The following is a 14,467-nucleotide window of genomic DNA, read 5'->3' as shown; positions in this document are numbered from 1 at the left end:
GCGGCGCGCCGTCTTCGACTCCGGGGCCGAGGTCGAGGATGTGGTCGGCCACCTTGATCACCCCCGCCTTCGCGGGGGCAGGCTGGCAGTGTTCGATCACCACCACCCCGATCCCCGTTCCGGGGCCATCGTCATTCGGCCGCTTCCGCCCGGCGGTTCAGTAGCGGGCGAAGGTACTGGCCGGTGAAGCTGCGCGGCTCCTCGACCACCTCTTCCGGTGTCCCCGCCGCGACCACCTCCCCGCCCCTGACCCCGCCTTCCGGGCCAAGGTCGAGAATGTAATCCGCCGTCTTGATGACATCCAGATTGTGCTCGATGACGATGACAGAATTGCCCTGGTCGACCAGCCGCTGCAGCACTTCGAGGAGCTTGCGGACATCCTCGAAATGCAGGCCCGTGGTCGGCTCGTCGAGGATGTAGAGCGTCTGCCCGGTGCTGCGCTTCGACAGCTCCTTCGCCAGCTTCACCCGCTGCGCCTCCCCGCCCGACAGCGTGGTCGCCTGCTGACCTACCTTGACGTAGCCGAGGCCGACCTCGTTCAGCATGTGCATCTTGTCGCGGATGGGGGGCACGGCCTTGAAGAAGGTTTCCGCATCCTCGATCGTCATGTCGAGCACGTCGGCGATGGAGTGGCCCTTGAACTTCACCTCCAGCGTTTCGCGGTTGTAGCGTTTGCCGTGGCATTCCTCGCACGTGACGTAGACGTCGGGCAGGAAGTGCATCTCGATCTTAATCAGCCCGTCGCCCTGGCACGCCTCGCACCGGCCGCCCTTCACATTGAAGCTGAAGCGGCCGGGCTTGTACCCGCGCGCCTGGCTTTCCGGCAGGCCGGCGAACCAGTCGCGGATCTGGGTGAAGGCGCCGGTGTAGGTCGCCGGGTTGCTGCGCGGCGTGCGGCCGATGGGCGACTGGTCGATCTCGATCACCTTGTCGCAATATTCGAGGCCGGTGACCTTGTCGTGCGCGCCCGCGATGACCCGCGCGTTGTTGAGCGTGCGCGCGGCCGAGGCGTAGAGCGTGTCGATGGTGAAGCTCGACTTGCCGCTGCCCGACACGCCGGTGACGCAGGTGAACGTGCCGAGCGGGATGGAGGCGGTCACGTCCTTGAGGTTGTTCGCCCGTGCGCCGTGCACGGTGAGGCTGTGGCCGTTACCCTTGCGGCGGGTGGCCGGGATGGCGATCTCCCGCCGGCCGGTGAGGTAGTCCGCGGTCAGGCTCTTCTTGCTTCGCAGCACCTGCTTCAGCGTGCCCTGCGCCACCACCTCGCCCCCGCGCACACCCGCGCCGGGGCCGAGGTCGACCACGTGGTCGGCGGTGCGGATCGCGTCTTCGTCATGCTCCACCACGATCACCGTGTTGCCGAGGTCGCGCAGGCGTTTGAGCGTCTCCAGCAGCCGGTCGTTGTCGCGCTGGTGGAGGCCGATGCTCGGTTCGTCGAGCACGTAGAGCACGCCCGAGAGCCCGCTGCCGATCTGGCTGGCGAGGCGGATGCGCTGGCTCTCCCCGCCGGACAGCGTACCGCTGGTCCGGTCGAGGTTGAGGTAATCGAGCCCGACATTGTCGAGAAAGCCCAGCCGCTCGTTGATTTCCTTCAGGATCGCGCGGGCGATCTGCTGCTGCTGGTCGGTCAGGTGCGCCTCCAGCCCGAGGAACCACGCCTTCGCATCGGCGACGCTCATCTTCGTGGGCGTGGCGATGTCGGTGACGCCGGAAGGCCCCGGGATCTTCACCGACAGCGCCTTTTCGTTGAGGCGCTTGCCGCCGCAAGTCTCGCACGGCTGCGCGGTCTGGTACTTCGACAGCTCCTCGCGCATCCACGCGCTTTCGGTCTGCAGCATGCGGCGGTTGAGATTGCCGATCACGCCTTCGAACGGCTTGTTGACCGTGTACTGCTTGCGCCCGTCCTTGAAGGTGAGCGGCACGCGCTTGCCCTTCGTGCCGTGCAGGATGACGTCGCGATGTTCCGGGTCAAGGTCCTGCCACGGCGTGGTGAGGTCGAAGCCGTATTCCTTCGCCAGGCTGCCGAGCACCTGCATGTAATAGGGCGACGGCGGATTGCTCTTCGCCCACGGCACGACCGCGCCTTTCTTCAGCGTCAGCATCTCGTTCGGCACGACCAGCTGGGGGTCGAAAAGCTGCTTCTCGCCGATCCCGTCGCACGTGGGGCAGGCCCCCTGCGGCGCGTTGAACGAGAACAGGCGCGGCTCGACCTCCTCGATGGTAAAGCCGCTTACCGGGCAGGCGAATTTCTCGGAAAAGACGATGCGGTTCGCGGGCAGCCCGGTGCCTTTCATCCCGGAGGTTTTGCCAAGGCCTTCGACAGGCTCAGGCTGAGCGGATGTGGCGCCAGGTTCCGCTCGTCCTGAGCCGGTCGAAGGACCGGCACCCAGCGCGGCCACCGTCGTATCCGCCAGATCGACATAGGCCAGCCCTTCGGCCAGCTTCAGCGCGGTTTCGAAACTGTCGGCGAGGCGCGTTTCCAGCCCTTCCTTTACCGCCAGCCGGTCCACCACCACCTCGATGTCGTGCTTGAACTTCTTGTCGAGCGCGGGCGCTTCCTCGATGGCGTAGAATTCGCCGTCGATCCTCACGCGCGTGAAGCCGGCCTTCTGCCATTCGGCCAGCTCGCGACGGTATTCGCCCTTGCGCCCGCGCACGACCGGCGCGAGCAGGTAGAGCCGCGTGCCTTCGGGCAATGCCATAACCCGGTCGACCATGTTGGAGACGGTCTGCGCCTCGATCGGCTCGCCCGTGGCAGGCGAATAGGGCACGCCCACCCGCGCCCACAGCAGGCGCATGTAGTCGTAAATCTCGGTGACGGTCGCCACGGTCGAGCGCGGATTGCGGCTGGTCGTCTTCTGCTCGATCGAGATGGCCGGCGAAAGCCCGTCGATATGCTCCACATCGGGCTTCTGCATCATCTCCAGGAACTGGCGCGCGTAGGCGGACAGGCTCTCGACATAGCGCCGCTGCCCTTCGGCATAGATCGTGTCGAAGGCGAGCGAGCTCTTGCCCGAGCCCGACAGGCCGGTGATCACGATCAGCGCATCGCGCGGCAGGTCGATATCGACGCCCTTGAGATTATGCTCGCGGGCGCCCCGCACGGAGATCTTGGTAAGTGCCATATGCGGCTATGTTCCGGTTATGTTCGAGTGTGTCAAGCGCGGCCCTGCCCGATGAGCGGACCAGCGCGAAAGGCGTTCCGGACATGTGGGATTTCGGAAGGGAAAAACAACTTGGTGGCGGCGCTTCCTCACTTCACGAGCGCTAAGGTTGCGCCGCCATACAACGGAACCGACGATGCTGGCCTCGGTTCTGGCACTATGGCACGCCCCATATCCAGCACCTTCATCATCGCTGTCTTCGCTCTTGTCGCCGCATGCTCCGGCGACCAAGCTGCGGCCACGGACGGGAATGGCGACAGCATCGCCGCCGATGACACCCGGGATACCAAGGGCGATCCGGGTAACGACGGCCCGTCTGCCAAGACCGCAACTGTGTCGGACAGCCCGGCGGCGGTCGATGCCGGAAAGACCGGCACACTCACCACCGTCCCCGCCCGCTTCCGCGGTACCTTCGCGCCCGACCGGCAGGCCTGCGCCGAAGACTACGATTACGAGCCCACGTTCCAGAATGTGGATGTGACGGCCGACCGCGTGCAGTATTTCGAGAACGGCGGCCCGGTGCGACGCGTGGAGGTGGACGGCAATTCCATCGCCATCGATTATCTCGACACCTATGGCGACCAGCGCACGCCGCAGGTCATTTACCTGGCGCTGGAGGGCGATAGAGCGGTGCGCTACCGCACTTCCCGCACCGATCCGGTCCGCCGCTTCGTCCGCTGCGACTGACCCCAAGGCCACCCGCAAACGGACGCACGGCGCAGGTCAGTTGCGCTCGCCGACGAACACGCCGTTGATGTCGATCCCGGGCAGGTCGGTCGCGTTGTCGCGGCGTAGGTCGAATGCACCGCCCAATTCGTCGGCGGCCGGACCATAGAACCAGCCGTCGATCGAATAGGAATATTCGGTGTCGTTGCGCGCTCCGCTGAACTGCGCATTGAACAAGTTGCCTTCGAAATCGAAGGTACCCAGTTGCATATTGGCAAGCGTCCCGTCGCGATCGGCCGCGACCAGCCCCATGGAGGCGAGGAACGACGAATCGCCGAAGCGCACCGTCATATCGAGCGTGCCGTAAATGCGGGCATCGTTGGAATAGTTCTGTACGTAACCGCCCCCGGCCACCACGCCGCTGTAACTTGCGGAACCGGACCGCGGCATGTTGCCATCGGGTGTGCGGTCACCCCAGACCGACCAGTAGCGATTGGTCAACGCGTTGCCGCCGAAGTCCGTTGTGCGCTGCGTGACTTCGGCAAAAGTGACGTAGGTGAGATCGATGACGGGATTGTCGCTGCGGAAATTCAGCACCCGCAGTTCGTCTCCGTTCTTGCGGTAGACGATATAGCTGTCGCTGCTTTCCGCATCGACACGGCGGGTTTCCGAGAACTGGACATCCATGGAATCGTACCCGAAATTCCCCGCATTGGGGTCTTTCGCGATGGAGTAGGTGTCCGTCGCGGGGTCGTAGGTTACCAGCGTCGAGCCCCGCGAAAGCGAATATTCGCCACCGCCGCGATCTTCCCGCGTGGCAGTCGGCGAGAGATCGAAAGTGGTCCTGGTGGTTAGATCGGCCAGCGGCGTTCCGGCGGCGATGACGCCATCGTCACGGTCACCGTAGATGACGCCGGCGATCCGCGAGCCGTCGGCGGCCGACGCGCTGTAGGTCGCGCCGATTTCCTCTGCTGCCGGACCGAAGAGGCCGCCGGACCAGTCTCCTGTCATGTCGGGCGCGCCGTTCTCACCGGTCACGTTCCAGGCACCGGCAAAATCGCTCGTCCCCGATCCGATGGCGCCGGACCCGTTCCAGGTGCCGATGGTCGCAAACGTATCGTAATTGCGAATGGCGCCGCTGCCGTTGAGCATACCGCTTGCGAAATCGACCGCGATGGAACCCTGCCCGGTCAGCGCGAACGGAGTCTGCCCACTCAGGAAGGCCGTGCCGCCGAGGTCGACACGGTAGCCCGCTTCGCCCGTAGGCAGGTTGGCGGCGCTGGTGTCGAAGCCGAAGATGAATTCGTCGAAGCGGTAATTGTCGCCGTCCTTGTACACCCACCGCCCGGGCGAGATGTAATCCATGTAGCCATACTGCAGCCAGCCCTGGGAACTGTCGGACTGGAAGCTTCCGGCATATGCCTGGATAAGGGTTTGCGGACCGCTGTCATCGGGCATGAACTTGGCGACCGTGCGCTGCGGGCGGAAGAAGTGGTAGAGGCCGCCCTGCTGGGTCGTGTAGCCGACGCGGAAGTCCGCCTCGCCGCTGCCGGTGATGGTGGCAGGGCCGCTCTTTCCGTTGGCGTCGAACTCGACATAGCGCGCCTCGCCGTTGAAAAACTGACCGCTGGTCAGGTTTGCGAAGCTGGTGTTGCCACCGCCCGCGCCGGTGGAACGGCCCATGATCGTGCCGACCGTGATGGCACCGTCGCTTGCCCGCTGCGCCTGGTAGGTCGCGCCCACTTCCTGCGCACTCGGCCCGAAGAACTGGCCGCTGAAGGTGCCGGCAAAGTTTTCGGAGGATATGAGGGCGAGCGTTCCGAAAAATTCGTTCACGCCGCTGGTGATCCGGCCGCTGCCTTGCAAGGTGGCCGGGCCGTTTGCGCTGTCCGGAATCAACGCATCGAAGAACAGGCCGCCGTTGCCGAAGTCGACGATCATTTCGCCCTCCCCGGTGTAGCCATACAGGTTGTCCTGCAGGCCGAGCGCGCCGGTGACGGTGATGTCGTAGAACGCCCCGCCGGTGGGGATCGCCGTGTTGGCGGTGGGGAAGCCGAAGACGAAAGCGTCGAAACTTCCTTCCACGCTGTTCGTGCCGTCGACGATCCGCTGCCAGAAGGCGCTGCCGACGTATTTATAGGTGAAATTGCCGCTCTGCCCGTCGCGCGTGATGCTGAGGAAGTCGGTCGTGGTGCCATCCCCCTTGCGGTACGTCGCGATCGAGGAATTGCTCTGGCTCGCATCGAAATCGGCGGAGGTGAAGGTCAGCGTCTTGCCGTTGGCGGTGATCGTCCATGATCCGCTTGCCGCGTCGAAGGCGAGGCTGGCTGCACCCTGGCGCAGGGCAAAGGTCGGCGTTGCGCCGGACTTGGGATAAGTCCCCACCCCGCTGCGCGCGGTGCCCTGGAAACTTACGGACTGGTTGAGGCCGTCGAGCGAGGTCGGCGGCGGCGTGGGCGAAGGTGTAGGGGTCGGGCTTGGCGATGGCGTGGGCGAAGGACTCGGGCTCGGAGACGGGCTCGGACTGGGGCTCGGCGAAGGACTGGGGCTCGGCGAAGGACTGGGGCTCGGCGACGGGCTAGGCGGGCGCGGCGTGCTGCCCACCCCTCCGCCACCACCGCCGCAAGCGGACAGGACCATGGTTACGGCGCAGATCGAGGCCTGCGCGGCCAGACGAAACTTGGACATGATGAAAGCGTATCCCCCAGTCGACACCGCAACGTCCCATCGACACGGGCGACGACTTGCAAATACTACGCTTTAAAGGACTCGGGAATAGACAAAATGCACGTGCGGCGGCGGAGCACTACCCCGCCACCGCGCCGTGACTTCAGTCCTTCTTGCCGACCCAGATCCCCTTCAGGTCGAGCTGGTGGCCGGGGCGCGAGGAATCCTCGATGTCGATCGAGAAGCCGCCGCCCACCTCGGCTGCGCCCGGACCGAACACGAAGCCGAAGATCGTGCCGACGGGATTGCCCGCCGCGAGAAGCTGCGCTTCCTGCAATTCGTTGCCCGACAGGGTGCCGATCGTGCCCGCCGGCAATATTATTGATGAACTCGGCGACGATGACGTTCGGCGTCGTCGAATCCAGCAACGGGGCGTTGCGGAATTCGCTCGTCACATCGCCCCGTCTGACGGTGTAGCGGCCGTCCGAAGGATCGTAAGCGATCTGGATGTCCTGCAACTGGACGTCCGAATTCGCGTTGCCGGGGGAGGCTGAGCGAGCCCGTGATATTCACCGCGTCCGCAGGATAGCTCGGAGCCGCGGCGGGCGCGACCACCGGCACATCGCTGGTCGCGCCCCATTGGTTCTGCGCAACCAGCTCTCAGAACGCGGCGGTGATCCCGATCTCCGCTGCAACACGTCGATAATCGTAAATCTCGACTGTCGACAGGTTCCTTTCGTATGAAACCCGCAACAGGGGCGCGAGACCTTCGAAAGTCAGGGCGCGGAAGGTGCCGGACAGGCTGATGTCGAAGCGGTCGTCCTTGCGCCGTTCGGGGTAGAGGAACAGCCGCCGGTCCGCCTCCAGCCGCTCGTACCCGCCACGCACGACCGCCGTAGTGCGGCCGATTTCGCGGAAGGCATAGAGGTCGAGCCCTCCGCTGGCGGTGGAGTAGCCCGGATCGTTCGCCATGCGCCGGTCGCCCGACAGGCGCACGCCGCCCCCGCTGCGCTGCGAGAACGCGCGGTCGAGGCCGAGCGACAGCTGCGCCCGGCGCGCGTCGCGCAGGTCGTTGAGGCGGTCGTCCTCCTGCGTGGCGCTGCCTTGCAGCCGCAGCTGGGTGCGCGGATCGACGGCGTGAGTCACTGTGGACGTTACGCCGAGCGTACGCGAATAGAGCTCGCCGCCGAACCAGCGCAGCCCGCCCAGCGCGGCCAGGTCGACCCGCCACGCCTTGCCCAGCACCATCTCCGGCCCCGCCTGCAGCGCCAGGGAATAATCGTTGAACTGGCTCTTTTCATAAGCCCTGCCACTGCCGCTCAGCCGCAGCAGAAGGTCCGTGTCGTTCCGCAGGCCGATCCGGCCATAGGTCTGGGCGCGCGCCGACAGGCCGATGCCGCTGGTTTCCTGCGCATCCTCGCTCAGGTCGAAATCGCCGATGATAGTGCCGAGCGTATCGGACTGGGTCGCGCGGTTGATGTTGCTGTCGGGCGCCAGCGCCAGCTCGATGCTCGCGCCAAAGGGTTTCCGCCCGCTCAGTGCCTGCTGGTAGAAGCGCACCTGCCGGGCGACTTGCGGCGGCAGGTCGGCGGTCTGCACGGCGCGGAGTTCGCGCGCGGCCTCGTCCCGGTTGCCCAGCATCGCCTGCATCCGCGCCAGTTCCAGCCGCACGCGCGCCTGGTCGGGCTCGTCGTCCAGGATCCGGCGGAACAGGACCGCGGCATCGGCATAGCGGCCCTGCCGGTCGGCCAGCATGATTGCGTGGCGGAACCGGGCCTCGCTGCGGATCGACTGGTCAGGGTCGTTCGCCAGCGCCTCGTAAGCCGAGGCGGCGGTGGCGAAGTCGCCCTGCGCCTTGGCTTGCTCCGCAAATTCGAACAGCTGGGCCGCCGTGACCTGCACACTTTCCGGCGCTTGGGGGCCGGTTTCCTGTGCGGTGGCGCAAACTGGCACCGCGGCGCACACGAGCAATGTCCCGGCCCAAAGCCGGCGGAACGACGTAGATTTCACGGAAGCTCGACCCAGGCAGAATGACCGGGAAGCAATTATCACGCCCGTCGGGACCTTCCAAGCCACGAAACGAGTGCCTGGCACGCTGAACCGTGGACACGATGGCCTGCCCATCCGTTGGTTGGGTGAGACAGGGGAATTGAAAGCCGCGTGCCTGCCACGCCCTCTCCTGTCGCCCGCAACGATCCAAGGACAACACGAATTATATGAACCCGCAAAACGCCCGCCAACTCGCCGCCGACCATGCCGCTTTCAGCGCGCATGGCAAGGCGACGGCAAGGCGCAGGCGGAGCAAGCGGGAGACCCTGAAGATCGCACTACGCAGGGTGCGGGACGAACCGTCCGCCCTGCTTTCCGGTTTCAAGCCCACCAAACCGGCTGCCAACGGGGGCCAGAGGCTCAGCAAGAGTTCGCTTCTGCTTGCGGTCGGCGCCCTATCGGTTGCAGCCGGCTCGTTGCCCGCAGACCTGACGCACAACGCGCAGGCTCCGGTCAGCGACGCGATGTTCCAGGACGCGGAGAATGTGCGCAAGCACACCAATGACTTGCGCGCGAGCAATGCGCTAAAAGAGGCGCTGCTCGAAGAAGAAGGCGTTCGCTACACCGTCTATCGCGACGTGGCAGGCTATCCGACCGTGGGCGTGGGCCATCTCGTCACCGCTGCGGACGGCCTGAGGGTCGGCGACACGATCACCAAGGAACAGGCGCTGGCCTTCCTCGACAAGGACATTCGCGTGGCAGAGGTCGGTGCGCGCAGGCTGGCGGGCGATACCAAGTTCCACCAGCATGAATTCGACGCGCTGGTGGACCTGGTGTATAACGTCGGCATCGGCAACGTCTCGTCGGCGAAGAGCCCGCAACTCAACGCGGCGATCAATGCCGCCGATTACCCGGCGATTGCCGAAGAACTGGACTACACGAATGCCGGCGGGAACACGTACAAGGGCCTCGAGCACCGCAGTGACAGGCGCGCAAACATCTTCGTGGATGCCGATTATGCCGACCCGCGCGAAGCGTAGCGGGGCGGCTCTTCTGTGCGCGCTGGCGCTGGCCGGATGCGGACTGGCGGAACAGCGGGCCGAGCCGCGCCAACCCGACGCCAGGGCTGCGCCTGCACCGAAGCCAGACAAGCGCCAGGCGGGCACCAAGACCTTGCTCGCCAAGGCAGGCGATGAGGATTGCCTGCTGCTGATCTGGGAAAAGCAACACAACCCCGACCGCGACTTCGACCGCCGCTTCGATGCCGCGACCGGCGGCGCGATTTCGTGTGCCACCGGCACTACGGCGAGCGAGTTCGAAAGGGCTATCGCGAAAATTCGAAAGGCGGCCCTGTCGCGCGACCGCAAGGCAATGATGGAGCAGGTCCGCCTGCCGCTGCTTTATATCGATGCCGAGGGCAATCGCCGGGAGCTTGCCGATGCCAGCGCGCTCGACGTATCGTTCAACACAGTGTTCGACAGCGAAGTGCTGGATGCTCTGGCCGAGATCGACTTGCAGGAAATGTCCGTAACCGCCGGACAAGGCGGCGATTTCCACTTGGGCTCGGTGTGGCTGGCGGTGGAACGGGAGGCCGGGCCTCCGCGCATCGTCACGATCAACCACCAGGCGCTGGCCGAAGCGATGCAGCTTGCTGCAGCCGAAGCGGCCGCTAGTCCCGCAGCTTCCCCCGCCATGCGAGCGACTGGCGGTTAAGCGCGGCCAGGTCGGCCTCGCCCGACAACGCTTCTTCACCCAACTCCACCTCCGCCTTCAGCTGCGCGTCGGTGGCGTTGCGATAGGCCGGCGCAGCGATCGTTTTGCGCCACGGCCCGCCAGCCGCGTGGTCCAACAGGATGCGCTGGAAGCAATGGTCGAACCGCACGGGCCAGCCGCGCGCATAGGCCGCGGCTGGCATGTCCTCGCGGGTCAGCGCAAACGAGCGCGCCTCCAGATCGGTGCGGTTCATTCCAGCCTAACGCGGCAGGTGCCATGACGGTTGCAAATGCAACGAATTTGCGGTTCAACCGCCGCCGATGCCAAACACCTACAACCGGATAGTCTCCCGAAAGGAACTCCATGAAATCCCACCTGCTTGCCGGCATCGCCGCGACCTCCCTTCTTGCCGGATGCGCCGCCATGACCGAGCCGCTTGAAACCACCGGCGACCCGGTGATGGCCACCGACATTCCCGAAGGCACCGGCATTTTCGCGCAGCCCAGCAACCTGCCGTTCCACGCGCCCGATTTCAGCACGATCCGCGACAGCGACTACAAGCCCGCGATCGAACAGGGCCTGGCCATTCACAAGGCGGAGATTGAGGCGATCAAGGCAAACCCCGCCGCGCCCAGCTTTGCCAACACCATCGTTGCGCTGGAAGAAAGCGGCCAGATGCTGAACCGCGTGCTCGCCGTGTTCTATGCTGTCGTGGGGGCCAACACCAACGATACGCTCGATGCCATCGATGCGGAGATCAGCCCGAAGCTGGCCGCGCATTACGGCGACATCAGCCTCGACCCCGTGCTCTTCGCGCGGGTGAAGGCGGTCTATGACAACCGCGCCGCGATGAGCATGACGCCCGAAGACGCGGTCCTGCTGGAAGAAACCTACGAACAAATGGTCCACGCCGGCGCGCTGCTGGACGAAGGGCAGAAGGCGGAGATCAAGCAGATCAACACGCGCCTGTCCGAACTCAGCACCGACTTCAGCCAGAAGCTGACGCAGGCGACCAAGGACCAGGCGCTGGTGGTGGCCGACGCCTCCGCCCTCGCCGGCCTGTCCGCAAGCGAGATCGAGAGCGCCCGCGCCGCCGCGCGCGATCGCGGCGTGTCGGGCTATGTCATCCCGCTGCAGAACACCACGCAGCAGCCGTCCATGCCTGCGCTGGACGTGCGCGCCACGCGCCAGCAGCTGTTCACCAACTCCTATCGCCGGACCGACCGCGGCGGCAGCACCGACACGCGCGCCAATCTGGCGGAGCAGGCGGCGCTGCGGGCGCGCAAGGCGCAAATCTTCGGCCTGCCCAACTGGGCGAGCTACCAGATGTACGACAACATGGCGAAGGAGCCACAGACCGCGCTCGACTTCATGGGCCAGCTGACCCCGGCGCTGGCCGCCACGCAGCGGCGCGAGGCGGGCGTGCTGAACCAGGCCATCCGCGCCGACGGCGGCGATTTCACCGTCCGCCCGTGGGACTGGGACTATTACGCCGAGATGGTCCGCAAGGAGCGCTACGACCTCGATGAAGAGGCGGTGAAGCCCTATTTCGAAGTCGACCGCGTGCTGGAAGACGGCGTCTTCTTCATGGCCGAAAAGCTCTACGGCATCACCTTCACGAAGCGTAGCGATATCCCCGTCTACCACCCCACGGTGAGCGTCTACACCGTGTACGATGCAGACGGCAGCGAGCTCGGCCTGTTTTACTTCGACCCGTTCCAGCGCGACAACAAGCGCGGCGGTGCGTGGATGAGCAATTTCGTCGAGCAGTCGAAGATGGCAGGCACCAAGCCCGTCATCTACAACGTGCTCAACATCGCTCCGCCGGCCGATGGCGAGCCCGCGCTGGCATCGTTCGACAACGTCATCACCATGTTCCACGAATTCGGCCACGCGGTGCACGGCCTGTTCGCCAACCAGCGCTATGCCAGCCTGTCCGGCACGGCGGTGGCGCGCGATTTCGTGGAATATCCCAGTCAGGTGCACGAAATGTGGGCGACCTGGCCCGAAGTGCTGCAGAACTACGCCAAGCACTACCAAACGGGCGAGACGATCCCGCAGGACCTCATCGACAAGATCGAGGCGGCGAGCAAGTTCAACCAGGGATACAGCTACGGAGAAACCGTGACCGCCGCCCTGCTCGACATGAAATGGCATTCGCTCTCGGCAGCCGAGGCCGCCGCGATCGACACGCCGGCCGAAGTCGATGCCTACGAGGCGCAGGCGCTGGCGGAGCTCGGGCTCGAGACCGACCTCGTCCCGCCGCGCTATCGCTCAAGCTATTTCCGGCACATCTTCGCCGGCGGTTATTCGGCTGGCTACTACGCCTATCTGTGGACCGGCATGCTGGACCACGACAGCCGCCAGTGGTTCCGCGAAAACGGCGGCCTGACGCGCGCGAACGGCGACCACTACCGCGCCACGGTGCTGAGCCAGGGCGGGACGAAGGAACTGTTCCAGATGTACCGCGACTTCCGCGGCCGCGATCCGAAGATCGACGCGCTGCTGTCCGCCAAGGGCCTCGACGGGTCCAGCGCGGATGCGGAAGCCGACGGGTCCGACGAAACGGGCGGTTAAGCTTCCCGAAAAGCGGCGGGGCGCATGGCGGCGCGAGGTTCAATACTACGGACTTCGCCACGTCATGACGCCCCGCCTGCTTGCTGTTCTCTCGCCCTTCGTCCTGCTGGCCGCCTGCGGCAACGGACAGCCCGCCGACAATAGCGCCAAGCTGACCGCCGAAGATATCGCGGGCGAATGGGATGTGGTGCGGTTCGGCGACTGGCAGCCCGACTTCCGCATCGGCGAAAGTGCGTCCCGCACGGCGTTCGTCACCTTCGGAGCGGAAGGGACCGGCTACCGCCTCGGCTGCAACTGGTCGGGCAGCGACACGACCTTGGGTCCGGACGGCACGCTTCGGGGGCCGGACGACCGGTCGATCGAATCCAGCGCGATGTACTGCGAGGACCTCGACGAGCTGGAGACCGAGTTTTTCCTCTTCATGAAGAACGGCGCGACGGTTTCGCGCGGCGAAGATGGGCAATTGGTGCTAGCGAAGGCCGGGAAGGAGTTGGTCCTGGAACGCCCCGAGCAGCGCCGCCTCGCCTTCGCGCCGACAATCGAGCAGCTGGCCGGGCGCTGGCAGCCGGTCCAGACGGCCATCGTCAACCAGCAGGGCCTGCGCGGCTTCGCGATCGACGAAGGCGCCATCCTGACCATCGGCGCGGATGCGCTGAGCTTCTCCTCCTGTCCCGGTTACACCGTCGCCGTCAGCTTCGACGATGCGGCCATAGCCACCAGCAAACCGTCGCCCGAGCCGACCTGTCCCGAATTTTCCGAGCGCGGCGAGTGGGTGGACGGGGAAGCGCGAATGCTGGACGCCATGCGCGCCTCGCCCCGTTTCGAAAAGCTCGCCGGCGGGCAAATGCTGATGACCGCGGGCGAGAACAACTTCACCCTTCGTCGGGTGGACTGACCACCAGCGCCCGCGCGCCCGCATCGCCGATCCAGCGCGCAGGCACTTGCCAGACCTGCCGGATCGTTTCGGCGGACAGGGCGTCGCCGGGAGGTCCATCGGCGACGAGGCGGCCTGCGTCCAGCACCAACACGCGGTCGGCGTGGTTCATCGCCAGCGCGAGGTCGTGGAGGACGATCACCACGCCTGCGCCGGTGGCGGCCTCTGCCTTCAGGTGGCGGAGCAACGTCAGCTGGTGGGCAAGGTCGAGCGCGGCGAGCGGTTCGTCGGCGAGGATCCAGCCGGGCTCCCCCGCCAGCACCCGGGCGAGCAGCGCTCGCACTTTTTCCCCGCCTGACAGCCGCGTGACGGGCCGCTCCGCGAAACCTTCGAGGTCGAGCGCGGCCATGGCGCGCGTGATGGCTTTTTCGCCCCGGTCGCTCTGGGGATCGCGGTGCGGCAGGCGCCCCAGCGCGATGAGGCTTTTCACCGCGACGTCCCAGGCGACTTCGCCGTCTTGCTGCAGGTAGCCGATGCGCTTCGCCCGTTCGCGCGGGTGGAGGGCGGTGAGGCTCTCGCCGTCCAGCGAGACCGTCCCGCTGTCAGGCGCCAGCAATCCGGCCAATGCGGACAGCAGCGTCGACTTGCCCGCGCCGTTAGGCCCGCAGATCGCGGTAATCCGGCCCGGCTTTACCGTTGCGGAAACGGCGCGGAGCCTTCCGGCAAGAGATACGCGTTCCGCCGCGAGTCCCAGCGAAGGCTGGGACCTCGTTCGGTCCCGACTGAGGTCCCAGCCTTCGCTGGGACTCACGCTTGG

General features: G+C 65.8%; 11 protein-coding genes. 5 read left to right on the top strand and 6 right to left on the bottom strand.

The window, feature by feature from the left end:
* Positions 1-131: 131 nt before the first annotated feature.
* Positions 132-3,125 (bottom strand): excinuclease ABC subunit UvrA, encoded by a 2,994-nt coding sequence (uvrA, locus tag QQW98_RS10100; RefSeq protein WP_290134816.1) that lies wholly within the window; start codon positions 3,123-3,125, stop codon positions 132-134.
* 198 nt (positions 3,126-3,323) lie between these two features.
* Here uvrA and QQW98_RS10095 point away from each other — a divergent pair, with 198 nt between their 5' ends.
* Complete coding sequence (locus tag QQW98_RS10095) at positions 3,324-3,851, top strand: hypothetical protein (RefSeq protein ID WP_290134815.1); 528 nt, start codon at positions 3,324-3,326, stop codon at positions 3,849-3,851.
* A 36-nt stretch (positions 3,852-3,887) separates the two neighbouring features.
* Here QQW98_RS10095 and QQW98_RS10090 read toward each other — a convergent pair whose 3' ends face one another.
* From QQW98_RS10090 to QQW98_RS10080, 3 genes are all read right to left on the bottom strand, one after another.
* A complete protein-coding gene (locus tag QQW98_RS10090; protein ID WP_290134814.1) occupies positions 3,888-6,215 on the bottom strand; it encodes a transferrin-binding protein-like solute binding protein in 2,328 nt (775 codons plus the stop codon).
* 445 nt (positions 6,216-6,660) lie between these two features.
* The gene (locus QQW98_RS10085) at positions 6,661-6,873 is read right to left on the bottom strand and encodes a hypothetical protein (protein WP_290134813.1); all 213 of its coding nucleotides are present in this window, start codon (positions 6,871-6,873) and stop codon (positions 6,661-6,663) included.
* 284 nt (positions 6,874-7,157) lie between these two features.
* Positions 7,158-8,399, bottom strand: coding sequence for a surface lipoprotein assembly modifier (locus QQW98_RS10080; RefSeq protein WP_290134812.1), 1,242 nt, complete (start codon positions 8,397-8,399; stop codon positions 7,158-7,160).
* Between the two features lie 314 nt (positions 8,400-8,713).
* Between QQW98_RS10080 and QQW98_RS10075 the strand changes: the two genes are divergently transcribed.
* Together QQW98_RS10075 and QQW98_RS10070 are read left to right on the top strand one after the other, a co-directional pair.
* A complete protein-coding gene (locus QQW98_RS10075; protein ID WP_290134811.1) occupies positions 8,714-9,526 on the top strand; it encodes a lysozyme in 813 nt (270 codons plus the stop codon).
* On the top strand, positions 9,504-10,199 hold the full coding sequence (locus QQW98_RS10070) for a hypothetical protein (protein ID WP_290134810.1): 696 nt from the start codon (positions 9,504-9,506) through the stop codon (positions 10,197-10,199). Before QQW98_RS10075 ends, QQW98_RS10070 begins: the two co-directional genes overlap by 23 nt.
* Here the strand turns inward: QQW98_RS10070 and QQW98_RS10065 are convergent.
* Positions 10,156-10,452, bottom strand: coding sequence for a GCN5-related N-acetyltransferase (locus QQW98_RS10065; protein ID WP_290134809.1), 297 nt, complete (start codon positions 10,450-10,452; stop codon positions 10,156-10,158). The two genes, QQW98_RS10070 and QQW98_RS10065, sit on opposite strands and share 44 nt — an antisense overlap.
* Before the next feature lie 110 nt (positions 10,453-10,562).
* On the opposite strand from QQW98_RS10065, the gene QQW98_RS10060 reads away from it, so the two are divergent.
* Entirely contained in the window at positions 10,563-12,776 is a 2,214-nt protein-coding gene (locus tag QQW98_RS10060) for a M3 family metallopeptidase (protein WP_290134808.1), read from the top strand.
* Between the two features lie 64 nt (positions 12,777-12,840).
* The gene (locus QQW98_RS10055) at positions 12,841-13,671 is read left to right on the top strand and encodes a hypothetical protein (protein WP_290134807.1); all 831 of its coding nucleotides are present in this window, start codon (positions 12,841-12,843) and stop codon (positions 13,669-13,671) included.
* Here QQW98_RS10055 and QQW98_RS10050 read toward each other — a convergent pair.
* Positions 13,649-14,404 (bottom strand): ABC transporter ATP-binding protein, encoded by a 756-nt coding sequence (locus tag QQW98_RS10050; protein WP_290136922.1) that lies wholly within the window; start codon positions 14,402-14,404, stop codon positions 13,649-13,651. The genes QQW98_RS10055 and QQW98_RS10050 overlap by 23 nt on opposite strands.
* Positions 14,405-14,467 lie beyond the last annotated feature (63 nt).

It is taken from the genome of Alteriqipengyuania flavescens, assembly GCF_030406725.1.
GTDB lineage: Bacteria > Pseudomonadota > Alphaproteobacteria > Sphingomonadales > Sphingomonadaceae > Alteriqipengyuania_B > Alteriqipengyuania_B flavescens.
Note: the sequence above shows the minus strand (reverse complement) of the source record. Positions and strands in the feature narration are given on the sequence as shown.